Source organism: Enterobacter cloacae complex sp. SHL021 (genome assembly GCF_049237765.1).
GTDB classification, from domain to species: domain Bacteria; phylum Pseudomonadota; class Gammaproteobacteria; order Enterobacterales; family Enterobacteriaceae; genus Enterobacter; species Enterobacter cloacae.
Window position 1 is genome coordinate 74,976 of record NZ_JBMKJG010000018.1, and the last position, 21,794, is coordinate 96,769.

General features: G+C 51.4%; 27 protein-coding genes. 4 read left to right on the forward strand and 23 right to left on the reverse strand.

The genetic code is table 11. The features are described from left to right. Window positions 1–67: 67 nt before the first annotated feature. From ACOTZF_RS17950 to ACOTZF_RS17985, 8 genes are all read right to left on the reverse strand, one after another. Complete coding sequence (locus ACOTZF_RS17950) at window positions 68–946, reverse strand: phosphoribosyl-ATP pyrophosphohydrolase (protein WP_421636158.1); 879 nt, start codon at window positions 944–946, stop codon at window positions 68–70. 82 nt (window positions 947–1,028) lie between these two features. After that, a complete protein-coding gene (nrdB, locus tag ACOTZF_RS17955; RefSeq protein WP_002231164.1) occupies window positions 1,029–2,171 on the reverse strand; it encodes a class Ia ribonucleoside-diphosphate reductase subunit beta in 1,143 nt (380 codons plus the stop codon). A 107-nt stretch (window positions 2,172–2,278) separates the two neighbouring features. Next, window positions 2,279–4,594, reverse strand: coding sequence for a class 1a ribonucleoside-diphosphate reductase subunit alpha (nrdA, locus tag ACOTZF_RS17960; RefSeq protein ID WP_421636159.1), 2,316 nt, complete (start codon window positions 4,592–4,594; stop codon window positions 2,279–2,281). Between the two features lie 77 nt (window positions 4,595–4,671). Further along, window positions 4,672–5,241 carry a hypothetical protein gene (locus tag ACOTZF_RS17965; RefSeq protein ID WP_002214145.1) on the reverse strand — a complete coding sequence of 190 codons (570 nt, stop codon included), beginning with the start codon at window positions 5,239–5,241 and terminating at the stop codon, window positions 4,672–4,674. Between the two features lie 11 nt (window positions 5,242–5,252). Continuing rightward, a complete protein-coding gene (locus ACOTZF_RS17970) occupies window positions 5,253–5,999 on the reverse strand; it encodes a hypothetical protein (protein WP_213845524.1) in 747 nt (248 codons plus the stop codon). After that, window positions 5,989–7,905: an AAA family ATPase gene (locus tag ACOTZF_RS17975; RefSeq protein WP_421636160.1), complete on the reverse strand. Its 1,917-nt coding sequence runs from the start codon at window positions 7,903–7,905 to the stop codon at window positions 5,989–5,991. The genes ACOTZF_RS17970 and ACOTZF_RS17975 overlap by 11 nt, the downstream gene beginning before the upstream one ends. Next, window positions 7,902–8,138, reverse strand: a complete 237-nt coding sequence (locus ACOTZF_RS17980) for a hypothetical protein (RefSeq protein WP_000107766.1) — start codon at window positions 8,136–8,138, stop codon at window positions 7,902–7,904. The genes ACOTZF_RS17975 and ACOTZF_RS17980 overlap by 4 nt, the downstream gene beginning before the upstream one ends. Then, a complete protein-coding gene (locus tag ACOTZF_RS17985; protein WP_058652539.1) occupies window positions 8,135–9,220 on the reverse strand; it encodes a metallophosphoesterase family protein in 1,086 nt (361 codons plus the stop codon). Before ACOTZF_RS17985 ends, ACOTZF_RS17980 begins: the two co-directional genes overlap by 4 nt. A gap of 228 nt (window positions 9,221–9,448) precedes the next feature. Here ACOTZF_RS17985 and ACOTZF_RS17990 point away from each other — a divergent pair, with 228 nt between their 5' ends. Next, window positions 9,449–9,949 carry a hypothetical protein gene (locus tag ACOTZF_RS17990; protein ID WP_252072658.1) on the forward strand — a complete coding sequence of 167 codons (501 nt, stop codon included), beginning with the start codon at window positions 9,449–9,451 and terminating at the stop codon, window positions 9,947–9,949. A 31-nt stretch (window positions 9,950–9,980) separates the two neighbouring features. Here the strand turns inward: ACOTZF_RS17990 and ACOTZF_RS17995 are convergent, their stop codons facing one another. Together ACOTZF_RS17995 and ACOTZF_RS18000 are read right to left on the reverse strand one after the other, a co-directional pair. Further along, the gene (locus ACOTZF_RS17995; protein ID WP_421636161.1) at window positions 9,981–10,424 is read right to left on the reverse strand and encodes an N-acetyltransferase; all 444 of its coding nucleotides are present in this window, start codon (window positions 10,422–10,424) and stop codon (window positions 9,981–9,983) included. Between the two features lie 125 nt (window positions 10,425–10,549). Further along, on the reverse strand, window positions 10,550–11,194 hold the full coding sequence (locus ACOTZF_RS18000) for a hypothetical protein (protein ID WP_022649908.1): 645 nt from the start codon (window positions 11,192–11,194) through the stop codon (window positions 10,550–10,552). A 743-nt stretch (window positions 11,195–11,937) separates the two neighbouring features. Here ACOTZF_RS18000 and repA point away from each other — a divergent pair. Then, window positions 11,938–13,002 (forward strand): replication protein RepA, encoded by a 1,065-nt coding sequence (gene repA, locus ACOTZF_RS18005; protein ID WP_016051671.1) that lies wholly within the window; start codon window positions 11,938–11,940, stop codon window positions 13,000–13,002. 568 nt (window positions 13,003–13,570) lie between these two features. Here repA and ACOTZF_RS18010 read toward each other — a convergent pair. The 13 genes from ACOTZF_RS18010 to ACOTZF_RS18070 all read right to left on the reverse strand — a co-directional run bounded on the left by ACOTZF_RS18010 (window position 13,571) and on the right by ACOTZF_RS18070 (window position 20,661). Then, a complete protein-coding gene (locus ACOTZF_RS18010; protein ID WP_006812558.1) occupies window positions 13,571–13,783 on the reverse strand; it encodes a hypothetical protein in 213 nt (70 codons plus the stop codon). Continuing rightward, window positions 13,783–14,118: a hypothetical protein gene (locus ACOTZF_RS18015; protein ID WP_105625568.1), complete on the reverse strand. Its 336-nt coding sequence runs from the start codon at window positions 14,116–14,118 to the stop codon at window positions 13,783–13,785. Before ACOTZF_RS18015 ends, ACOTZF_RS18010 begins: the two co-directional genes overlap by 1 nt. An 11-nt stretch (window positions 14,119–14,129) precedes the next feature. Next, window positions 14,130–14,294 (reverse strand): hypothetical protein, encoded by a 165-nt coding sequence (locus tag ACOTZF_RS18020; protein ID WP_284953662.1) that lies wholly within the window; start codon window positions 14,292–14,294, stop codon window positions 14,130–14,132. Window positions 14,295–14,334: 40 nt separating this feature from the next. Then, complete coding sequence (locus ACOTZF_RS18025) at window positions 14,335–14,610, reverse strand: hypothetical protein (RefSeq protein ID WP_004110038.1); 276 nt, start codon at window positions 14,608–14,610, stop codon at window positions 14,335–14,337. Window positions 14,611–14,678: 68 nt separating this feature from the next. After that, on the reverse strand, window positions 14,679–15,089 hold the full coding sequence (locus tag ACOTZF_RS18030) for a DUF7238 family protein (protein WP_421636162.1): 411 nt from the start codon (window positions 15,087–15,089) through the stop codon (window positions 14,679–14,681). Continuing rightward, window positions 15,073–15,444 carry a DUF2591 domain-containing protein gene (locus tag ACOTZF_RS18035; protein ID WP_054625105.1) on the reverse strand — a complete coding sequence of 124 codons (372 nt, stop codon included), beginning with the start codon at window positions 15,442–15,444 and terminating at the stop codon, window positions 15,073–15,075. The genes ACOTZF_RS18030 and ACOTZF_RS18035 overlap by 17 nt, the downstream gene beginning before the upstream one ends. 162 nt (window positions 15,445–15,606) lie before the next feature. Next, window positions 15,607–16,437, reverse strand: coding sequence for an SPFH domain-containing protein (locus tag ACOTZF_RS18040; RefSeq protein ID WP_421636163.1), 831 nt, complete (start codon window positions 16,435–16,437; stop codon window positions 15,607–15,609). A gap of 3 nt (window positions 16,438–16,440) precedes the next feature. Beyond that, window positions 16,441–16,641 carry a hypothetical protein gene (locus ACOTZF_RS18045; RefSeq protein WP_016051664.1) on the reverse strand — a complete coding sequence of 67 codons (201 nt, stop codon included), beginning with the start codon at window positions 16,639–16,641 and terminating at the stop codon, window positions 16,441–16,443. 90 nt (window positions 16,642–16,731) lie between these two features. Further along, window positions 16,732–17,808, reverse strand: a complete 1,077-nt coding sequence (locus ACOTZF_RS18050; protein WP_001051805.1) for a recombinase RecA — start codon at window positions 17,806–17,808, stop codon at window positions 16,732–16,734. 2 nt (window positions 17,809–17,810) lie between these two features. Further along, complete coding sequence (locus tag ACOTZF_RS18055) at window positions 17,811–18,077, reverse strand: hypothetical protein (protein WP_000920226.1); 267 nt, start codon at window positions 18,075–18,077, stop codon at window positions 17,811–17,813. Then, window positions 18,077–19,021 carry a 5'-3' exonuclease H3TH domain-containing protein gene (locus tag ACOTZF_RS18060; protein ID WP_421636164.1) on the reverse strand — a complete coding sequence of 315 codons (945 nt, stop codon included), beginning with the start codon at window positions 19,019–19,021 and terminating at the stop codon, window positions 18,077–18,079. The genes ACOTZF_RS18055 and ACOTZF_RS18060 overlap by 1 nt, the downstream gene beginning before the upstream one ends. Before the next feature lie 60 nt (window positions 19,022–19,081). Then, window positions 19,082–20,110, reverse strand: a complete 1,029-nt coding sequence (locus tag ACOTZF_RS18065) for a regulator (RefSeq protein ID WP_421636165.1) — start codon at window positions 20,108–20,110, stop codon at window positions 19,082–19,084. 119 nt (window positions 20,111–20,229) lie between these two features. After that, window positions 20,230–20,661 (reverse strand): hypothetical protein, encoded by a 432-nt coding sequence (locus ACOTZF_RS18070; protein ID WP_000102109.1) that lies wholly within the window; start codon window positions 20,659–20,661, stop codon window positions 20,230–20,232. 254 nt (window positions 20,662–20,915) lie between these two features. On the opposite strand from ACOTZF_RS18070, the gene ACOTZF_RS18075 reads away from it, so the two are divergent. Continuing rightward, window positions 20,916–21,140 (forward strand): hypothetical protein, encoded by a 225-nt coding sequence (locus ACOTZF_RS18075; protein WP_006812563.1) that lies wholly within the window; start codon window positions 20,916–20,918, stop codon window positions 21,138–21,140. A gap of 79 nt (window positions 21,141–21,219) precedes the next feature. Continuing rightward, window positions 21,220–21,783 (forward strand): helix-turn-helix transcriptional regulator, encoded by a 564-nt coding sequence (locus ACOTZF_RS18080; protein ID WP_071684167.1) that lies wholly within the window; start codon window positions 21,220–21,222, stop codon window positions 21,781–21,783. Window positions 21,784–21,794 lie beyond the last annotated feature (11 nt).

Sequence of the window (21,794 nt, forward strand, 5' to 3'; positions counted from 1 at the left end):
CCATTGCAATGAGCAATTAAGAACTTGGACAATAAAACACGCTCAGGCAATATATAATGATAGGTGCTCACTTACAATTATTTTTTAGCATCTCGTAAAGAGATGAGGACTTCGCCTTCTCAACAAAGCGAGTCAGATCCACATCGCTGTAGGTTGGGGATTTGAGGATCTTGCCATCAGAAACTCTGAAGCCAATCATCATGTCAGTCCCTTCAGCGTGGCGGAAGCCCAGATCTTCCTTGTCGTATTTGCAATTCTCTACCGCCACACGACGCTCTTCGGCGTCAGCCGGCCACAGCTTGGTCATGTTGGAACGGTGGATTTCTGCCACCAGCTCAACAATATCGATTCCGAGAAAATCAGCCAGACGGTAGGTCATCATGGAGGCAACGTAGATTTTGTTCATCACGCGGCGCAGCTCCTGCACCAATTCAGAATCGCTTATCGGCTTCGCTTCGAGTTTGTCAGCCAGCGCATTCAGCATTAATGCAGCTTCTTTTGCTTCTTCAAACGGGATAGCCATATCGTCAAAGACCGTGTTGCCCGGAACCATGATGGTGTGGATGAAGCGATCAACACTCTGCTCTTGGGTGTAGTAACTCATGCCCGTCGAGATGCCGCCTTTGATGGCCACCATTGTGCCGACGCCCACGTAAAGGAAGTCAGCCATCGCGTCCAGCAGCGCCGTCATATCCCCATTTTTAGCTGCCGGGATGCCCTCAGTAACTGCTTCTTCGTGGATCAGCTTGGCACGCAGACGCAGTAATGCCGGATCTGGAATGGCACGGCGTGGGTGCTGAAACAGTGTGTGGAACTGGTCAACCATCAAGTAGATGCTTTCCGTTGCCTTGCCAAAACCAGGATTCAACTCGTAAGGCTCAGGCTTAAATCCCACGAGTTTGTCTGCGGCAAGTTTCAGATGATCGGTCAGTTTCGTAAATTTCATGTCTTCTTTCTTTCCTTTGGACTTCATTTGATGCGTCAATTGTGACCCAGCAGCGGCAGGTCACAAAGTGGTTAAACTCGGCTTAAAGGTCTGCGAACTGGCTCAGTCCGGAGCGATCGACAGCGGAATCAATCTGGCCGACGAGGTAGTTGCTTTGTTCAGCTTCCTGCGGAGCGATCTGCAGGGTGTCTGACAGTAGCCATTTGTTCATCCATACCAGTGGATCGTCTTTAATTTCCGGGAACAGCGGTCGCAACCCCAGACGACGCATTGCCAGGTTGGTGCGGTATTTCACATAGCTTTTGAGGATGTCGGCATTCAAGCCAATCATTGAGCCGTCTTTAAACAGATAGTCAGCCCAGCGCATTTCCTGCCCGGCCACGTCCATCATGGTCTGATAGATGAAGCTCTCTTCTTCTGCGGCAATCATCTTCCACATCAGACCTTCACGACCGGTACGCATAAAGCGGATCATGCGTTCAGTACCTTCGCAATGCAGAGCCTCGTCGCGTGCGATAAAGCGCATGATTTTCGTGTTGCCCTCCAGCAGCTTCCGCTCACCAAAGGCGAACGTACACGCAAAGCTCACGTAGAAGCGAATCGCCTCCAGTGCATTCACCGACACCAGTGTTCGGAACAGCTGGCGCTGGAGAGGGTAGGGCTTGCCATCAAACTCGCTGACATACAGCCGTTCAAATTCGTCTTCGCCAAGATGCTGGCGAGCGCAGGTCATTTCGTACAGTCTGTCATATTCGCTTGAGATGCTTACAGCCCGGCTGATGATCTCTTCGTCCGTGACGATGCCGTCGAAAACGATGCTCGGGTCATCCACCATACCGCGGATAATGTGCGTATAGCTGCGGCTGTGAATCGTCTCAGAGAACGACCAGGTCTCGACCCATGTCTCCAGCTCAGGAATGGAGATCAGCGGCAGCAGTGTTGCGTTAGGACTGCGACCCTGAACGGAATCCAACAGCGTCTGGTAACGCAGGTTGCTCAGGAAAATATGGCGCTCGTGCTCTTGCAGCTTGGTATTGAAGTCGATGCGGTCAGTGGTAATGTCGACTTCTTCAGGGCGCCAGAAGAACGAAAGTTGTTTCTCAATCAGCTTTTCGAAGTCACGGTACTTTTGCTGATCGTAGCGTGCTACGTTGACAGACTGGCCGAGGAACATAGGTTCCTTCGTTGCGTCGTTAGCGCCCAAACGGAAAGTAGAATAAGTCATGTGTTTCCCTCTGAATGTTATCGAATGGCTTTAAACAAATTGTTATCTTATTGGTTTAAACAAGGTGTTCAACTCAATGAATAGGTGGGGATTTCTCCCCACGCTCATCAGATTTTGCACGCGCCTTCGCACTCATCTTCTGGCTCAACAACCTCCGCAGCGGAAGGTTCTGGCACCTGATCGTCGTCGTCACGCTTACCAGCGCCATCACGCGTGTTGTGGTAATAAAGCGTCTTCACACCTTGCTGATACGCAAACAGCAGATCTTCCAGCAGCTTCATCATTGGAACCTTGTCGCCGGGGAAGCGAGTCGGGTCGTAGTTGGTGTTCGCAGAGATGGCCTGATCGAAGAACTTCTGAATGATGGCCACCTTAGTCAGATAGCCGCGGTTATCCGGCATATCCCACAGGTACTCGTACTGGTCTTTCAGTTGAGCGAAGTCCGGAACGACCATCTTCACGATGCCGTCTTTGGAAGACTTCACGGACACCGTGCCGCGGGGCGGCTCAATACCATTGGTGGAGTTGGTGATCTGGCTGGACGTCTCACACGGCATTTGAGCGGTCAGAGTTGAGTTACGAAGACCATGCTCACGGATACGGCCACGCAGCTCTTCCCACGGCATTTTCAGCTCGAAAGAGGTCTCCGGGTTGGTATCCAGCGTTTTGCGATAGTGGTCGACTGGCAGCTGGCCCTGTGCGTATTTGGTGTGGGAGAACCAGTCACATGCACCTTTCGCTTCGGCCAGTCGGCAGCTCGCATCGAGCAGGTAGTACTGAATGGCTTCGAAGGTCTCATGCACCAGCTGGTTGCCAGCAGCGTCAGAGTAGTTAAAGCCGTTCTTCGCCAGATAGTAGGCAAAGTTGGTCACACCAATACCCAGACTACGACGAGCTTTAGCCGGGATTTCTGCAGCAGCCATCGGGTAGTCCTGATAGTCGAGCAGAGAGTCCAGTGCCGCCACAGCGTAAAACGCCACATCTTTCAGTGAGTCCAGCGTGCGGATCGCGCCCAGGTTGAACGCAGACAGAGTGCAAAGCGCGATTTCCCCGTTCGGATCGTCAGTGAACGCCAGTGGCTTGGTCGGTAGCGTGATCTCCATGCAGAGATTGGACTGGTGTACCGGTGCAATTTCCGGAACGAATGCGCCGTGATCGTTCATGTGGTCGACGTTGGCAATGTAAACACGACCAGTAGAGGCACGCTCCTGCATCAGCGTAGAGAACAGGTCGACGGCCGGGATAGATTTCTTACGGATGCTCTCGTCGGCTTCGTACTTCAGGTACAGCTCTTCGAACTTGTCCTGATCAACAAAGAACGCGTCGTACAGGCCCGGCACATCGTGTGGGCTGAACAGCGTAATGTTTTCGTTGCGCACCAGGCGGCGATACATCAGACGGTTAATCATCACGCCATAGTCGAGATGACGAACACGGTTCTCTTCAATGCCACGGTTGTTTTTCAGTACCAGCAGACTTTCAACTTCCAAGTGCCAGATCGGATAGAACGCTGTAGCAGCGCCGCCGCGAACACCGCCCTGAGAGCAGGATTTCACAGCTGTCTGGAAGTGTTTCAGGAATGGAATAACGCCAGTGTGGGTGGCCTCGCCATTGCGGATCTCACTTCCCAGCGCACGCAGACGCCCAAAGCCAATACCAATGCCCGCGCGACGTGACACGTAGTCGATGATTGCGGAAGACGCAGCGCTAATCCCTTTCAGACTATCAGCAGCTTCAATCAGCACGCAGCTGGAGAACTGGCGAGTAGGGGTGCGCACGCCGGCCATAATTGGCGTTGGCAGAGACAGCTTGAATGTACTGGTCACATCGTAGAAGCCTTTGACCATCTCCAGACGCGTCTTACCGGCGCAGCCATCTTCCCAATTCTGGAACAGGCACATGCCGACCAGCATGTAGAGTTGCTGTGGCCCTTCGTAGATAGCGCCAGTTACACGGTTTTGAACGAGATACTTGCTCGCCAGCTGCACGGTGGCGGCATAGCCGAAGTATTCGTCGCGCTTAGGCTTGATGTACACGCCCAGCTCGGCAATTTCTTCCTGGGAGTAGTACTTGAGAAGGTCTTCATCGTAAACGCCACGGCTGACGTTGCTGGCGATGTGATTGTAGAAATTCGGGTAGTCATACTGCCCGAAGGCGTCCTTGCGGATCTTGAACAGACTCAGTCGCGCGGCAACCTGCGAGTAGTTCGGGGTTTCCGGAGAGATCAGATCGGCAGCGGACTTCACCAGCGCTTCATGCAGCTGGCAGGTGGTCATTCCGTCGAAAATGCTGGCAGCGGCGCCCATAGCGACAGCAGACGCGCTAACGTTGCGAATGTTTTCGACTCCCCACATCACAACGCGGTTGTATTTTTCCTCTGACAACGGCTCTGTGGAACCGTTACGTTTGACGATGCTTATCATGTATCACCCAATAAAAAAGGCCACTAAATATAGTGGTCTCATGTTAATAGATAAGTACTTACCTATCAATTACCGACTTATAAAATTCCTGCAAGAACATCGCGAACCTGACGGAATTGATCAGTTTGCATACCGGTGTAAATCGACGCGACAGCGTCCGCAAGGTGCTCGTTTTTATTCACCAGTACTTCCTTACCAGATTGCTTCCGACGCAGCCACGGGGCGTTTGGCTGCTTCTGCGTAGCCCACTGAATGATCTCTTCCTTCGACGTGGTCAGCTTATTCCCGACATAGTGCTTAATCTCGTTTGGCGTGACCTGTATCAGTGGCTTATCCACGCACGCCAGTACCCCAATGCAGATACCGTATGAGGTTTGTGCGCGACTGGACTGGCTACCAACCGGCAATTCGCAAAACACCATATGAGCCTGCTCGATTATGGGTTTGGCGGTACGCCAGATTTCGTTAGCGCGGCGCAGATCGTCGCTGTTTACGCGAACCGTCTTCTTGTTGCCACCAGCTTTGGTTTCCACCAATGTCAGGCCATGAATGTCCAGCTTATCCGTTTCCAGATCCAGCGTGCCAATCGCCAGGCCAAAGTTGCTCATTGAAGGGTCGACGCCGACCACACGAATGGTTTTACTCATTTTTGGTCTCCTTACCACGTAGCCCAGGTTGGGCATTCCATTAGTTTCTGTTCAAGTGTCTTCTCCGGCTCGCGAGTTGGCGGCTCCGGAATGTCGCTAACAACATGAATGCTATCGTTGGTTAGAACGCCTGCCGCAATATCTGCATCAATCATGCTCTGGCCGATGAAATGTCGCATGATGTCGATCAGATGGCGTGCAGCCGTTTCATTCGCGCTGAATACATGGGGGAGAAGAACTTCAATAACCGCTACTTCACATCCCTCTTCATAAAAGCAAAGTTTCGCCCGCTTTGAGATTGGCGCGTGCCGATCATAGTCAACAGAGAAGCTGGCGAAGGCAGCACCCGGCATTGCAACGTGATCCGCGCGTGCGTTAGCGTGTCGAATCAGATTAGTGAATGCGGTGCTGATGTGCGTCTCCATCGCATTGAAGAGCGCATTTTCTTGGATGTTCAGCGTTCCGGTTTCAGGAATCACAACGAACCCCGGCCCAGAATGTGGGAGATATCCACCTTCCGTAAATGGATTAATAAGGATCGGCGCAGTGCTTCCTGACGGCAGCATAGACATACTCGGCATCAACGGAGTAGATGACAACAGACTGGTTAATACCGAGAACTGGTCGTCATTGATGTTTTCGTTTTTCCACAAAAGTGCAGGCGCAGCTGCTTTTGCCGTATGGTGGTTTATCAGCTTTATAGACTGCATCACGGCAAACATCTGCAAAAACTGCGTTCGGCTCAAGTTAAACGACATAGCTGCGACCCTCTTTGACTTCGACTGTGATGGTTTCCCGGAACCACGATTTCATCTCTTTGTGGGAAATGATCATCACTGTGCCGCGTTCACGCGCTTTGGCTTCCAGAATCCCCATGAGACGCTCCAGACCGGCAGTGTCGAGCGCGTCGTCAATTTCATCGCCGATAAACAGCTCAATATTCTTACTGGCGCGACTGGCAACCAGATCCTGCAAGGCAAGAGAGCACGCAATGCGTACCTTACGCTTCTCGCCACCAGACAACGTCTGGAACGATTTGCTGGAACCTGTTTTGGTCACGCTGATATTGAATTTGTCGCGATACTCACCTTTCTTCGTTGTCTCCATTGTCGACCATGCGGCAACGATGTTGCCGTCCGACAGCGTGTTGAGATACTCCGCAGTTCTGATGTTCAGAAAAGGCGTAACGGAGGTCAGGATGTGTGAACGCACACCAGCTGGGGAGTAAACCTGGCGAGCTTTCTCCAGCAACAGAGCCTGTTCCTGAATACTCTTTAACTCATTTTTAAGTACTGCATGATTAGATTTATTGGCAGCCAGGTTGTCTTCATGACGCTTAATAACGGCCAGAAATGGGTTTACCTCTGCCATAATGCGATTCATGTCGGTACGCGCCCGCGCCACCATCGCTTCGACGGCCACAACTTCACGTTCGCGATGACGCAGCGCACTTAGCTCATTGGTCAGGCGTTCGATTCTGGCGATGATTTCTGAGACGTCGGGTGTGGCTGAGACCAGTGCAGACTCGATGCCGAGCGCCTTCTCAAGACGAGCTTTGTGTTGAGCCACTGCCGCTGCTGATGCCTGCGCCTGGCCGATCTCATTACGCGCTTGTTCAATGAAACTCTCCTTCACGGTGGACAAATCTTCTTCGCAGTAGGGCTTTCCGCACGTAACACAAGGTGCTCCGACCTTTGTGTTGACCTCTTCTGCTTTGCTTTTAAACGAGCGAGCACGGTTCATGGACTCGTTCTGTGCCGCTTCTGAAGTGCGGATGCTTGAGCGGATCTCCGCAATCGCACCGCGCACCTTCAGCAGTTTGGCGTCATGCTCTTCTTTGGAGGCCAGCTTGCTGCGTTCGCCAGCAATCGCGTTTTCCGTATCCCGGATCTGTTCTGGCAGCGAGCGAATTTCCATCACGACTTCAGACAGCGTTACCTCTGCGCCAGCCAAATCGACGCGGGCCTTATCCAGACGTTCGCCGCGATCGCGTTCCCAACTATCAGAGGACGCTTTGGCCGCCTCAATCTCTGACTGCGCGGTCTCGATAAGCGTGAGACAGGCGTCCATTTTGGATTTGGTAACATCCATGCGTGCGGCAGCTGCATTAGCACGCTCGCGAGCAATGGCATAGGCTCGCGTTAACCGGTCGACGCCAGCGGCTTCTTCAACGATGGTTTTGAGGTTCTTGTCGGACATACCCGGCAGATCTGGCATTGCTTCCTGACTGGCGTAGATGGACGCCATGAACACCTCTTTGGATGCACCAACCAGGCGTTCAACGAACTCCTGCGTCAATGTGTCTTTGCCTTTGGTCATGTCACCGTCTTCGCCACGGACGATCAGCCGGTTCTTGAACTCTTTGTGTTTGCGGTGGCGAATGATGGCGTAACGCTTTCCTTCATCCTCAACAGTCACCATCACGCGACAGTTTTTCTCGTGGCCTGTAGACAGCACGTCGTCACCTTTGACGCCATGCGCAGTTTCGCCATACAGACACCACATCAGGCTGTTCATCAAAGTCGATTTGCCCGCGCCATTGCTGGCAGCGGAAGAGTCGCCACTGTTAACACCCTGAATGAGCACCAGACCGCGTTGGTCTAACTCAACTTCGGCGCTGGCTAACGCCATGAAGTTCTCAACCTGGAGCTTTAGAAATTTCATACAATGCCTCTAACTTTTTGATTCAAATGCTGGCCTTTTCGCAGTTGAAACTCCGTGTGGGCCGGGAAAGATCGGCGTTTCAGTACGCCTTGTTTGCTCAGTCTTCCCAGATAAAACGCCACAGGGTTTCCGTTGGGTGGGTAGGGCTTGTGGAACATCACCGTCTGGCCTCGTTCAAGTCTTTTCATCGTGGAGATGAAGTCCCGAAAGCTCCCAGAATGGCTCGTACTCACATTGCCTCCGCACTCTCCGCTTCGGTCAGGATCTCCTGACACAGCATGTCCAGCTTGCTCAGGTCGAAGCCGCCGTCAGTGTCGTGAACGATCTTGCAGTACGCCGCGACGGACTCGCCCAGGCTGTCTATTTTGCTGGTCTCCGCAGTACTGGCAGTGCCTTCCATCATCGATGCCTTGCGGATGAAGTTGCAGACGACACCCTTCGCGCCCATTGTTTTCAGGACGTTCTGGATTTTGATGCCCTCTTCATCGCTCTCCACAACGGCACGGAAGCGCACGTAGTTACCGCGAATTTGGTCGTCTTCCACATCGTCCTCAAGGTTGACGAACTTGGGTGCGGAGGTTTCGTGGTGGGTGAATGTGCCGTCAGGGTTGACGATCATGAAGCCAGCCAGCGAGCCAACATCGCCCCAATTCTGGTGCGTCAGCGCCCCGATGCTAACCACTCCAGGCAGCACTTCTTTGTGGTTGTGGTAGTGTCCGGACAGCAACAAACGGAAGCCGATATCTTTCAGTTCCTGTGCGTCGATGCCGACATCAGGCATGGTGGGGATCGCTTTGTTGATCGAGGTATGCACAACGACATCGTGGTTGTCGCCATCCAGCCCGGAACGCAGTGTTTTGAGGTCGCTGATAAGCTCTGCGTGGTTATTGCGCCAGCTAATCAGATGGACGGTAACGTCGCCCATTTTGATGGAGTGAGGACGTTTGCCGCAGACGATTTCCACACCGATTGAGCGCAGAGAGGCCGCTGCATTGGCGCTGTATACGGAATCGTTGGTTTCGAGGTCGTGGTTGCCGGCCAGCATAACCACTTCGAGGCCCAACTCTTTGATGATCCACTCGTAAGTTTCGGTCACGAAATGCAGGACGGAAGGCGATATAGCACCACGAACATGGAAAGTATCACCAGCCACCAGCATGTGCTTGCAGCCCGCAGCTTTCATGGCTTTGGCTGCTTCTTTCGTGGCGTCCAGTTGGATCTCCAGTCGAGAGTTCAGCCCGTCAGCGTTTGTTGTCGCAAAAGCATCCCAACGATGATAATGGGGATCTGATATCACCCCGTATGGCAATGTCATGTGTCTTTTCCTTTGTGGTTATTTTGATACAGATATTAAGCGTGTTTAAGAGGCGAACAACCCAGACAACACGGCACAGAAGAAAATCTACAGGCATATGATTATGACAAAATATATAAGTAAGTGAATACCTATTTTATGAAGCGGCAAAGATTTCTAAATGTTACAAGCCACTCTATAATCGCAATCACTCAATGATGACAACCAAACGAAAAAGGAGAACGGACGGTGAAACGCGTAATTGTAGGGGCGATGGCTATTGCTCTGATCGGATGCGTGCCAAAGCAGCCTCAAGATGAAAAGTCAGCTGGCGGGTACGTCAACATTTACTCAACTTCCAGTGTTGCTATTGCGCAAGATCGTGCTGATAAGCTTTGCGGTGGTAAAGCCTACCTGACAGACAACGAAAACTCACCAAATCGGTATTACTCGTACAAGCCAACATTTCCAAAAATTGAGTTTAATTGTGATATAGAAATGGCCGCTTATCTTGGAAACGAAGAGGCTAAAAAAATCAAAATGAAGCGCATAGAAGAAGCCTACAAGGAGATGTACAAGGCCCAATATGAGCTGAAAGAAGTGCGCCGTAAGAACGCTGATCCGAAGAAGCTGGAGTCCTACACAGAACGCGATCCGGACGGCACTATTCGCAGCTACAGCTTCTTGGACGGCAAGTCGTGCGAATCCATCGTATACCCAGACGGCACTGGCAAAACAACTTGCGATTAATTCTTCAGGAGCACCTCGTATGGGGTGCTTTTTACTTTGGATCGCGAAACAGCATCTGCGTGCCTTTGGGGGACGTGTCGAAAAGGTGAAAACCTCTGCGTTTTAGCATGTCGGCCATTTGCGAGGATTTGACATAGCACTTCGCCATCATCGGCTGGCTCGGGTTTGAATGGATCATGTCGGACACCAGCATTGACCCATAGCCTTTCCCGCGTAGCTCTTTGACGATACTGACGGCACGGAGTTCAAGTCGTGGCGCACCGGTTGGATCGAGTGCGGCACAGAACCAGATTAGCCCTGCTTTTTTGTCATCAGAACGGCGCAGCAGGATGTAGATATAATGCCCGGAGTATTGGCCCTGCTCGTTCGTCTTGATGGCCAGCCTGGTCTGCTTCTCAAAGGTTTTACCCCCCTTTGATGTGAGGATCTCTTCGTAGAAGTGACCCTTGCGTGCGCCGTCTTCGAACTCACTCATGATAAATGGCATGTCTGCCACAGTTGCTGCCCTAGAATAAAATTCACTCATGTATTAATCCCTAAAGCTCTCAGTGTCTTTCTAAGACACCATATTTTATGCCCCGGAAAACCATGAGTTTACGTTTAAAACGTCTCAGGGGGCTTCTGACGCGCTACGCTGATGTCGATTACCCCAGCTTTTGGGCGAGGGTCGACAAGATTCAACTCTTCAGCGCTGTGATACTCCGTATCGAACTCCCGATCGACATGGCGAATGTAGATGGCCGTGAGAAGGCTGTCGTCGTTCAGGAAATGTCCGTAGGATTTGCGGATCACTTCGCCAACCTTCTCGATCTTCTCTCCACCCATGCAAAGATGGTTAAACCGGCTATGTTTCCGCAACATCTCATCCACCGGGCCGGAGTAGACCTTATCGACTCTCCCGAATCGGATGATATTTCCAGTATCAGCCTCAACCAGACAAACGAGTTTGCCTGGCTCGACCCGGTCTCGCCATGTTACACCAGAGCGGAGTGTGTTGAAGTAGGGAGCGTCCAATCCGATGATCGGTTTACGAAATGCCAGCAGTGGCACGTAACGTATGCAGCTGTTCAGGTGGAAGTGCGCACCGGCGTCGTGGAGTTTGAGCCGGGTTTCGTTAATCGGGCACTTCGACGCAATGCCGCACAGGTCGCAGAGCAACTTCTGTTTGTTCAGGCTAGTGTTCGATTCAATGGTGTAGGAGCCATCTTCAAGACGGCGAACCCAGCGCGTGCGTTTGAGATCCATAATTCTTATTCAAATAGTTTGTCCGGGGCAACGATAACTGACAAGGCGCACCGATGTTTGCAAATGCCTGTTTTACTTATACCCATTATTCACAGGACCGATCCAATAATTAGATCCCCAGAGAGATCCTACAGAAGATCAAAAGAGATCCCCGATCGTCTCCAGCCGTTGCGGTTACTGGCCTGAGAGGGGGTTACTATCCACTATGGGGAGGAAAGTAACCTCTGTAGAGAGCATAATAACCGCTATGAAGAGCAAAACAACCTCTCTGGAGAGTGGTCGGTATCCACTGTAGTGAGTAGGAGACATTGTCTTAACTGGATAACTCAGTGCCTGTTTTTCTACGGCAGATAGCTGATATTAATAGATATATTGGAAGATTTGCGTTCAGGTGTGATTGTTTCGACCACACGTTATCCCCACAAGGGGAGTGATGGCTGGTTTTGCAATTATCTGATTTTTATACACAGGCCCGATCCAGTAATTCAGATCCCAAAGAGAACCAAAGAGACCCACAAAGACCCAAAAAGATCCCCGTACCCCGCAAACCGTTGTGCCACATGGCCTTAGAGGTGATCGATATCCACTATAGAGAGAAGATCAGCCACTATGAAGAGTAAACCAACCACTGTAGAGAGTAGAAAAACCACTATAGGCGGTAGGATAACCGCTGCGATGAGTGCTACTATCCACTGTAATCAGTAAAGGCCACCAAAGCGGTCGAATAAAAAGAGACACTTGGAATGAGCGAAAACGGCAATAAAAACATAGCGATCGTTGAAGCATTCTCAGAAACAGACAAAAAGACCGGTGAAGTTGTTACGTTAGTTCCTAACACCAACAACACAGTTCAGCCTGTTGCTCTGATGCGTCTTGGTCTCTTCGTTCCGACGCTGAAATCGACCGCCAGGGGCAGAAAGGGGCAAATGGTCTCTATGGACGCCTCTGCTGAACTCAAACAGCTGTCTCTGGCCAAAGCCGAAGGGTACGAGGACATAAGGATCTCTGGCGTTCGTCTGGATATGGATAACGACTTCAAAACGTGGGTAGGCATCATCCACGCGTTCGCCAAGCACAAGGTTGTTGGCGACACCGTCACGTTACCGTTCGTCGAGTTCGTCAGGCTCTGTGGCATACCAACGGCCAGATCGTCCGCGAAGTTACGCAAGCGCCTGGACAGTTCTCTAACTCGTATTGCCACAAACACTATCTCATTCCGCAGTAAAGGCTCTGATGAGTATTACGTGACGCACCTTGTGCAGACAGCAAAGTACAGCACAAAGAACGACACGGTCTCGCTGCAGGCTGATCCTAAGATTTTCGAACTCTACCAGTTCGACAAAAAGGTTCTTCTGCAACTCCGGGCAATTAACGAACTCTCCAGAAAAGAATCCGCGCAGGCGCTCTACACCTTCATCGAAAGTTTGCCACCTGACCCGGCACCAATCTCGCTGGCTCGCTTACGCGCCAGACTTAACTTAACCAGCCGCACCATTACCCAGAACGCGACAGTCAGGAAGGCGATGGAGCAGCTGCGTGAGATCGGCTATCTCGATTACACCGAAGTGAAGCGCGGCAGCTCGGTCTACTTCATCATCCACTATAGGCGGCCGAAGTTACGCCCGGCATTGCCACCAGTTAAAGCTGCGCCGGAAGAACCAGAAGAGCAGGAAGATAGCTTGCCTGGTGATGATCAGGAGGACATCATCGATGTTGTTCCTGAAGAAAAAGACGGTGAGATGGTCATGTTAAGCAAGGAAGAACTGGCGATTCTCGAAGAGCTGCGCAAAGCTAAAACTCGTAAATAGCCCAACCACTGTAGAGAGTAGAAAGGCTCACTATCCACTGTAGTGAGCCTTTTGTTTATCTGGAATCCGCTATCCACTGTAGTGAGTAACAGCAACCGAAGAGTAACCACTGTAGGCAGTGGCACGCAAACAACGAAATAAATGTTAGTGGTTACAAACCTAGATGAATCAAGGGCTGCGAGGTTAGTGGTCACTGGGTATCTTGTTAAACCCACTCTCTATAGTGGTTATCGTTGTTCCCTTCGTTATTGGCTATCCACTGTGGAGAGCAGAATCGGTTGGCTGGGTTTACTAACCACTGTAGTGAGTAGATATCCGCTGAAAACAGTGAAGGTTTACTCTCTATAGTGGATACCCGCTGGAGAGCGCATTCCATCACTCGCTATAGTGGTTGTTTGCTGCGAATGAACGCCTATTTACTCCCTACAGTGGATAGCGACGTCGATAATCTCCACTTTACTCACTACAGTGGATACCGGATGTCACGGCAGGCGTTTTACTCACTACAGTGGTTATGGGCCGGATACGCACGCGGTGAGCTGGCTACTCACCGCAGTGGTTAGTGTTCTCAGTGGATTTTCTTCAGCAGACCCCAGAGTGTCCCGGCCTTCGTCGTGAGCTTACCTGTTTCCGGATCGTACATGCGCCATTCGCGACGCTGGTGGACAATGACACCGTCCTCACGTTCCAGACGTTCCAGCACGCCAGGTTGCTTAAACCCTTTGGCACGCCAGTAGCCGCTTGTTTTTTCGATTTCCAGACCTGCCAGTGTAACCGCCATCAACCAACCTCCTTGCAGTCATCGAAAAGATAGCTGGCGTTCTTCGCGTGAACGCCGTAGACATCACCTGATTTGTTGTAAACGAACTTATCTTCACCCACGCCAGTCAGTTTTCCGTTACGTTCGGTGAGATAGGGGGAAGACAGGACGCGATCATCGCGCACAACATAAAACTGTTCGCCGCTGTCCACAACCATCGCGCCGTAGCTGGCTTTGACGACATTGCGGATCACGTTGTTTTTCACTTCGGCCACTGACATCTCACACTCATAGACGTATGTGTCCGCGTAGACTGGGAGGGAGAGCAGCGCCAGAGCCAGGACTATTTTCTTCATGCCACGACTCCTTAGATAACGCCAAATGCTGAGTCGAATACCAGCACTACGGCCAGCGCATTAACCATCGCGCCATTAACAGGCGTCAGCGCTTTACGGATTGCTCCGGTGAAGATGCAATCGAGCACAAAAGCTATCGAGACAATAAGTAATAAAGTGTCTAATACAGTTTTCATGATAGGTAGATACTAACTTATATATTTTTTGCTGTAAATATCACTCAAAAGTGCTGATGCCTAAGATACGCTCAAGATGAGCCGCGTCTTCATCGCTTACCGGCATCGTGTCGTCGACGTACCAGCAACTACCGTTGTGCCAACAAACACCGTCATCATCGACATACACAGAATCTGCATCCATGCCAGTGTACTCAACGAGATTGCGCTCAATTGCCGCTTGAATTTCTTCATCGTTCAGCCCATCGCACTTGACCATGAATAGCGGGTAAACGTCATAGTCGGTGCTGGCTGAAATTCGAACCAAAATCTTCATGTGTCTTCTCCTTGTTGGTAAGTACTTATTTATATTAATGTGCGCCATGCGGCGCACAATCATTGTGTTCAGGCTGGTGGAAAGAACTTCTCCAGCGTGCGGTCGACAGCTTTATCGATGTGCATCAGATGCCAGACGACCATATCTTTACTTCCCATACCGCGGGTGTAGATCACGTCGAACTTACGCCAGGCGGCGTGAAACCAGTGCGGTGTATCATCAACCGGCAGATTCTCTCCAGCCTCCTTGAAGTACTTGAGCAGCATGGCCTGTTCTGCGGTGGGCGTCGGGCCAATCTCTTCCGCGTACATTCTGATGAAACGCTGCCAGTCGGCTTCATCTTCTGAAGGTTCCGGTGCGTTCATCTCTGCAATCGCCTCACGCAGCTGCGTCGACCATTCTGGCTCCGGGAAGCCCTGGGCAATTTCGGTATCCACTACATCCAGCGCAGCGTTGGCCGCGTCATACAGTTTCTTCACGCTTTTTCTCCTGCATTAAAAGGAACACGGTCATTGCCGCTCTGAAAGGGTTAGGGTTCTGGATCAGATGTTGTGGCGTTGAGCTATCCACCTTTCTGTGGGCCGCTCTCCACTCGCCAGGCTGTCTGGCAGGGATTACGCCGATTCTGTATCGGTAAATAATGTCCCACGCATCTTCCGGATCGTTACACCAGTCGAAGGTTCCGGCTCCGTTCGGGCCGATGGCGACCACTGCTGTGTAATCGCCTTCCTGTGAGCCTTTCCAGCCATATTGTGAGATAAGCGGTCGATGGCCGGTGGCTTCCGCGACCAGGCAGTTAATCTCAAAGTCCGTCATCTCGCTGTAATTTTTCATTCCCGATCTCCTTCTCATCCGTTGCCGAACAACTATGTGGCGTTGTCACTTTGTACTTCTACGGATGCTAATTCCGTATTAGTAACCAATTTGTTTTCTTGTTGGTGATAATACGGAAATAAAAAAGGCGTCCAAGCGGACGCCGTATCTTTGAAAAGGCTGTTACTTCAACGCGATAAACGGAGTATTAGCCCCTTCAGTCATGTACTGAGGCAACTGGCCATTCCATTTGTTGATGGCTTCCAGCTCCATGACGTTCGGGTTCTGACGTAATGCTTCACCGCGCAACTTGATGGCATCAGCTTCTGCTTGAGCACGCTTGCGGATAGCGTCGGCTTCACCTTCGGCTTGTTCACGCAGCATGTTCGCTTCTGCCTTGCGCTGCTCAACTTCCTGCTGGCGCTGGAGCGTTTTCTGGTTCGCGGTCACTTTGGCATTGATAGATTCGATGACAGTGTCCGGGTAGTCTGGTTTGCCCACCCATGACAGGCTAATAACCTCAATACCTACCGGTGACATTTCTGCCTGAATGTCTTTCAGCGCATTGTCGAGCAGAGACGCCTTGCCACCGTCGATGAACGTGTCGGTAGTCATGCGGCTGGCCAGACGGTTCAGTGAATCCGCAATCTTCTGGCGCAGATCAGTGTCGGTAATGTCATCAACACCTTTGCGATAGGTCTGGAATACGGTAGTTACTTTGTCGCGATTAACCAGATATGCCACACCAATTTTGTGGCCGATGGCTGTACCGTCGCTCATCTGGAATGTGAACGGCTCATCGTAGGTTTTCATCTGTTTGAAAGTGGGGAAGGTGTACAGCTCGGTATTCAGACCAGTCCACTGACGGCCAACGCCGACAACTTCACCGATACCTTTGTCTTCACCCAATTTGTTTACCTTAATGCCAACGTATCCCGGTTCCACGCGATCGCAGCCGGTCAGACCCATTGTGCAAATAGCAGCCAAAGCCACCGCCAGTAAACCTTTATTCATTACTTACTTCTCCTTAGTTTTATTGAGTGAGTTGATATACCTGCGGCCAGCTTTTAACAAGGCAACCGGGAAGATTAAAGCGATGGCAAGTCCGATAAAGAAGGCCAGATCGCTTTTAGCTGATATAAGCGATGGAACCAGTAAACCGTAAATAAAGCAGACTGATACCACTGCTGAAACAGCCATGAGATAACCCTTAATCATGTGTTTCCCTTTGTCGTTTTGGTGTAGAAATGATAAGTAAGTACTTATATATTTTCAAGTATAAAAAGGCGTCCAACGGACGCCTTGTGATTACGCTTCTTCTGTCTCTGCTGGGGACGACTCTTTCGCTCGCCGTTCGTCTATCGCCTGGAGTGCTGCGATGATTTCCGGGAGTGGCTTCTCGCGGTACATCTCGACGATCTGCGATTTGGTGTATTTCTTATCGCCAATTTCCACACGCCCGCTGGCGTTCTTGGGCAGGTATCCTTCCTCCAGCATGTACTCAACCAGCGATTCGATGACGTCCAGCCCGCGAGTCGGGTCGAAGTAGAATTTCCATGAGCATTTGCCAAACGGAGGCGCGACTTTGTTTTTGATGCACTCGGCGCCAACGTCCTGTCCGATCTTCTCTTTGCCATCCTTCATAACGGATGCGCCCAGACGGATGCGCACCGACGCGTAGAACTTCGGGGAGTCGCCACCCGGAGACGTAGTCGGATCGCCAAACATCACGCCAATTTTGGTACGCACCTGGTTCAAGAAGATGATGCACGCGTTGTACTTACGCGCCCAAAGCGCCAGAGTAGGGAAGTTCGCACTCGTCGCGCGCGCCAGCGCCGTGTTGTCGTTCATGTTCAGCTGATCTTTGTCCTTCGCAGTGCCTTCTGCCATCTTGTCGAACTTCTCAGCCTTCGAGTTCGGAACCATCGACGCCAGAGAGTCGGCAACGATGCAGATAGGAGCTGTTTCCGGGATAAGCTCTTCGTCGCGCACCAGCTTGAGGATTGTGCCGATCAGCTCTACGGAGTCTTCGAAGGTATCCGGCTGTTTGTAGACCCACTGACCGTCGTCTTCGTCGGCGTTCAGTCCGTTCGCTACCGCCAGACCAACGTCGAAACTGTTTTCGTGGTCAAGGAATACGGCCAGACCATCCTGTTTTTGTGCTGACACCATTGCAGCCGTCGCCAAAAAGGTTTTACCGGCGCTTGGTGGCCCGAAGACTTCAACGATACGCCCACACGGAAAACCACCGTCGTAACGTCCGGAAATGGCTTTGTTCAGTGGAGGGAAACCGGAGTCAATCCAGTGGGAGACCTTCTGGATCTCGTCATTGCTGCCGATTTTCTTTTTCAGCGCCAGTGCCAGTGCGGATTTGCCTTTTGCCATGATTAGGCTCCTTTTGATTCGTTGATTCGCTTCGAAGCAGCGGCTTCGTCAAACTTGATTGCGTCGTGGTTCAGGTGTTTGGCGACGCGAGCGATGATCTTCACGACCTGCTCGCTGACCAGCGCGAACTCACGCTCAGTAGCAGAAATGCCAGCAGCGCCCAGAATGTTCGGCAGCGCCACCACAGCGTGCTCGCCGTGGCAGAAGACAATCTCTTTAGCCAGCATGGTTGGCGTAGTTGCCCCGCCATTAATGATGGATTTCAGCATCAGCAGTACCTCTCAAATGGCAGAACAAACACTTCCAGATCTTCCAGAAACGACCGGAAATTCAGCTCGTAACACATCTGTTCGAAGGCATTCATGTCGCGTGCGCCTTTAATCGACTCGATTTCGCTGGGTGGGAATTTTGTGTCGATAAGGTTCATCAGCATCATGTTGCGCTTAAAGGCTTCGAGCATCCGGCAGCCCGTCTTCTCGTTGAAGGCGTTCTTTGCCAGCTTGTTGAATGCCGTCTTATAGCGACCTTTGTTGATGACAATGGAGCCGTCGTTAATGCCGCGTACCATTGCGGCCACGCTTCCCCATTCATGAAGCAGCTCTTTCGCGCCACCATCACCAATGCCGCCGACGCCTTTGATGTTGTCCGAGTTATCGCCCTGCAACGCTTTCGCTTCCAGAAACGCTCGTGGCGTTGGCAGACCGGTCAGCTCTGCGAACTGTTCGAAGTTCACCTGCTTGTGCTTGGCATCTTCACGCATGCTTACCCAGCTCACATTCTCGCGAACCAGCTGGAGCCAGTCGCCATCGCCAGTCAGCAGGTAGATGTGATCGACGGTCGGCTGCGGAGCCAGGCGAGAGACCAGCATTCCAGCCAGGTCGTCCGCTTCTGCGTCCTTTGCAATGAGTTGGTTAACGCCCAGCGCGGTCATCATTTTCAAGATGTACGGCTTCTGGATGGCAAAGCCTTCTTTCATCTTCTTCATATCCGGGTCGTCATCGCGATTCGCTTTGTACTCCGGGTAGAAGTCGCGACGTTTGTCGCTGCATCCATCCCACAAGATCATTGGGCGGGCATGGAGAATTGAGGCGTAACGACGAACGTTCTTCACGAAGCCAAAAGCCGCCTGAACTTCCATCTCGCCGTTGTGTAATTTGTCGGATTGCTGGTGGTAATAGCCCAGGCTGTTACCGTCCACAAAGAGATAATTCACCGGTACACTCCTTCCAAAAAGTAAGGCGTCCGTAGACGCCTTACTGGTCACGTTATGGGATTACAGAGCGTCCAGTTCAGCCAGCAGGTCGTCGAGACCTTCGTCAGCTGGTGCAGATGCAGCGGCAGCAGATGCTGAAGCACTTGCAGCTGCGGCGGCTTCCGGAGCTTTAACTTCTTCCGGTTTAGTTTCCGGTTTGAACTCAGCTTCAGCGGCACGCAGGATCTCTTCATCAACCAGGCTGGTGGACTCTGGAGCCGGAGTGTGTGCTGTAGCGACAGCAGCTGCGCCTTCCGTATGACCAGTGATAGAGCCAAAGCCTGGCAGTTCAGCAGCAGCTGATTTTGCAGCGGAAGAAATGGCCGGAGAGGACATCGTTGCTGCCGGAGCCGCAATACCAATCAGACGACCCATAGTGCGAGCCGTAGACAGCAGACGAGTTTCGTCAGCCTGGTTCGCGTATGCGATCAGATCGTGTTGGGTAGTCCAGAGCTTCTCAGGAATGTCGCCTTTGTAGACTTTACGTTTCGGGGATACGTCGTACTTGGTGTCACGACCGGAACCGGTACGCTTAATCAGGAACGCATAGCCTTCTTCTTTGCTCAGTGGGTTGCCGATATCATCCGCAATATCTTCGGACATCACTTTGCAGATATCGTCGAAGACCGTAGACGGCAGCTCAATCAACTGGCATTTCTCTGCGTCTGCAAAGTCTTCACGCGCAGACAGAACACCGTTGACCAGATAACGCGGTGTAGCACGCATACTGTTAATGCGCTCTTCCATCGCTTTGTTGCCCTTAAAGCGAGCACGACCTTCCATAACCATCTCACACAGCTGGCAAGCGTGGCTGTGGGTGTGCTGTTCGCAGATGTAGGCGGTGGTTACATCTTTGCCTTCCTCATTCTGATGCTTAACGTAGTGCATACCGAAAGTCTGGAAGAACACGCCATTCGGGTCGTCCATGTTCGGAAAAATGCGCAGATAGTTATTGCCGTCTTTCAGACGGGTCAAATCAACGTTATTGCCACGTTTAGAAGCAATATCGCCACGGGTCTTGTTAAGCAGATCAAGTAATGACTTAGACATGTATTTCTCCTTGTTGTGATTGTGGCCATTGGCGCTATGCGCGTTGGGCGTTCGTTTATTCGTGGCTCTTTCGAGCGAGAAGAATGATAGATCAGTACTTACTTACGATCTAGCATAAATTAACGGGGAGAGTGGAAACGTTCGGCGCCCAAACGTTCAATTTCCACGATAGCCATTTTGGACGCCTGGACAATCATGTCGCGGCGGTGAGAGAAGGCGGCTACAGCGTGCTTGTACAGATCTGCAATGTGCCGGGCATCGTCGAGTTTCTGGCGCTTTGCGAGGTATTGCGGGTTGGTTCTAACCTTTGCCTCCAGTACGGACTCATTAAACTTAATGCCGTTCATACTCAGGTTCTTACGCTCATTGTCGTAGATTTTCGCCTCAATCGCATCGAGGGAGAGTTTTGCATCTGCGACCTCGCGTTCTGCCCGCGCCAGCTTAGAGCCGTACTCCATCAACAGGCGCGGTTGCTGACGCCAGACTTCCTCAAGATTGTCGCGGTCGAACTCCAGATCGGACATGATTTTTTCGTAGATATCGGTGCTCATGGTGTTAATTGCCTGCTTATTTATATATATCAATTTTATCATGGTGGGAGCAGGCGGTGGAGATTATGACACGATGAAATGGAGGTTATGAGATAGGCAAGCCAGTGAAAAATCGGGTGGTTCTGGTACTCTATGCGCCGTTAAAAGCTGGCCGTAGACAGCGTGCGACAACAGGGCGGGGACATGGACGGATGAATTTCATTCGCCGTTGACAGATGTCAACGCTGGTAATAGTATAATATTGTCGGAGGCGAATGAAGAAACATTCGAACAAGCACATTCAAGCGGCCATTGAATATGCTTTAGACCAAGGCTGGGTTTGGGTTGCACCGGGCGATTCTGCTCACTGCTTTTGCAGGTTGCGTTGTGGCAATCCAGAAGGTGAACACCGAGATCACCAAATGAGTGTATGGTCGACGCCGAAAAGTGCTGAAAACCATGCCAAGCGAATCATAAGCACCGTAAAACACTGCAAGTGATTTTGCCCGGTAAGGAGTGGCGACAACCACTCCTTACCGAATATAAGAGAATACTCTGAATACTAAACGAAGAGGTACTATGGCGCTTTATAACTTCACTCTGACACTCTCAGGCGTAACGTATGAGACCGAAGGACTGGAAGACGCGCTGTACGAAAGCGGCTGTGACGATGCGCTGATTTGCGCATATGGAAACTCCGTCTATGTTGAGTTCGACCGCGAAGCTGAATCGCTGGATGCAGCTATTGCATCAGCGGTCGACAATATCGAATCAGCCGGAATCGGCGCTATTGTTGAATCTGTCGACTCTGCCCTTGTAGGCTTGAGCGACATTGCAGAAATAACAGAAATGTCTCGCCAGGCGATTGCGATGCTGAAAGATGGCACTCGCGGTAGCGGCGACTTCCCTTGCCCAGTCCAACGCATTAAAGGCCAATCTCCACTCTGGGATTGGGCTGATGTAGCCGAATGGCTACTAAAGAACGGTCGATTAAAAGAAGACAGCAACTTGGTAAATAACGCTCGTGTGCTGAGTAAATGGAACCTTGCCTTACGTGCAAGTGCTTCAAAAGATTTTCAAGAAGTTGAGTCGATCGCGGTAGCACTTATCGCACGTCGACGTCATCACGCCGAATGCGCATGAAAAAACCCGCC

What these genes read in the sequence shown, in the direction of transcription:
- ACOTZF_RS18010 (WP_006812558.1), bottom strand. Translation starts at nt 13,783, where the DNA reads ATGGCGGTTACACTGGCAGGTCTGGAAATCGAAAAAACAAGCGGCTAC.
- ACOTZF_RS17975 (WP_421636160.1), bottom strand. Translation starts at nt 7,905, where the DNA reads ATGAAATTTCTAAAGCTCCAGGTTGAGAACTTCATGGCGTTAGCCAGC.
- ACOTZF_RS18080 (WP_071684167.1), top strand. Translation starts at nt 21,220, where the DNA reads ATGGCGCTTTATAACTTCACTCTGACACTCTCAGGCGTAACGTATGAG.
- repA (WP_016051671.1), top strand. Translation starts at nt 11,938, where the DNA reads ATGAGCGAAAACGGCAATAAAAACATAGCGATCGTTGAAGCATTCTCA.
- ACOTZF_RS18000 (WP_022649908.1), bottom strand. Translation starts at nt 11,194, where the DNA reads ATGGATCTCAAACGCACGCGCTGGGTTCGCCGTCTTGAAGATGGCTCC.
- nrdB (WP_002231164.1), bottom strand. Translation starts at nt 2,171, where the DNA reads ATGACTTATTCTACTTTCCGTTTGGGCGCTAACGACGCAACGAAGGAA.
- ACOTZF_RS17985 (WP_058652539.1), bottom strand. Translation starts at nt 9,220, where the DNA reads ATGACATTGCCATACGGGGTGATATCAGATCCCCATTATCATCGTTGG.
- ACOTZF_RS18040 (WP_421636163.1), bottom strand. Translation starts at nt 16,437, where the DNA reads ATGAATAAAGGTTTACTGGCGGTGGCTTTGGCTGCTATTTGCACAATG.
- ACOTZF_RS17950 (WP_421636158.1), bottom strand. Translation starts at nt 946, where the DNA reads ATGAAATTTACGAAACTGACCGATCATCTGAAACTTGCCGCAGACAAA.
- ACOTZF_RS17995 (WP_421636161.1), bottom strand. Translation starts at nt 10,424, where the DNA reads ATGAGTGAGTTCGAAGACGGCGCACGCAAGGGTCACTTCTACGAAGAG.
- ACOTZF_RS18020 (WP_284953662.1), bottom strand. Translation starts at nt 14,294, where the DNA reads ATGAAAACTGTATTAGACACTTTATTACTTATTGTCTCGATAGCTTTT.
- ACOTZF_RS18055 (WP_000920226.1), bottom strand. Translation starts at nt 18,077, where the DNA reads ATGCTGAAATCCATCATTAATGGCGGGGCAACTACGCCAACCATGCTG.
- nrdA (WP_421636159.1), bottom strand. Translation starts at nt 4,594, where the DNA reads ATGATAAGCATCGTCAAACGTAACGGTTCCACAGAGCCGTTGTCAGAG.
- ACOTZF_RS17965 (WP_002214145.1), bottom strand. Translation starts at nt 5,241, where the DNA reads ATGAGTAAAACCATTCGTGTGGTCGGCGTCGACCCTTCAATGAGCAAC.
- ACOTZF_RS18035 (WP_054625105.1), bottom strand. Translation starts at nt 15,444, where the DNA reads ATGAAAAATTACAGCGAGATGACGGACTTTGAGATTAACTGCCTGGTC.
- ACOTZF_RS18075 (WP_006812563.1), top strand. Translation starts at nt 20,916, where the DNA reads ATGAAGAAACATTCGAACAAGCACATTCAAGCGGCCATTGAATATGCT.
- ACOTZF_RS18070 (WP_000102109.1), bottom strand. Translation starts at nt 20,661, where the DNA reads ATGAGCACCGATATCTACGAAAAAATCATGTCCGATCTGGAGTTCGAC.
- ACOTZF_RS18065 (WP_421636165.1), bottom strand. Translation starts at nt 20,110, where the DNA reads ATGTCTAAGTCATTACTTGATCTGCTTAACAAGACCCGTGGCGATATT.
- ACOTZF_RS18015 (WP_105625568.1), bottom strand. Translation starts at nt 14,118, where the DNA reads ATGAAGAAAATAGTCCTGGCTCTGGCGCTGCTCTCCCTCCCAGTCTAC.
- ACOTZF_RS17970 (WP_213845524.1), bottom strand. Translation starts at nt 5,999, where the DNA reads ATGTCGTTTAACTTGAGCCGAACGCAGTTTTTGCAGATGTTTGCCGTG.
- ACOTZF_RS18025 (WP_004110038.1), bottom strand. Translation starts at nt 14,610, where the DNA reads ATGAAGATTTTGGTTCGAATTTCAGCCAGCACCGACTATGACGTTTAC.
- ACOTZF_RS18045 (WP_016051664.1), bottom strand. Translation starts at nt 16,641, where the DNA reads ATGATTAAGGGTTATCTCATGGCTGTTTCAGCAGTGGTATCAGTCTGC.
- ACOTZF_RS18050 (WP_001051805.1), bottom strand. Translation starts at nt 17,808, where the DNA reads ATGGCAAAAGGCAAATCCGCACTGGCACTGGCGCTGAAAAAGAAAATC.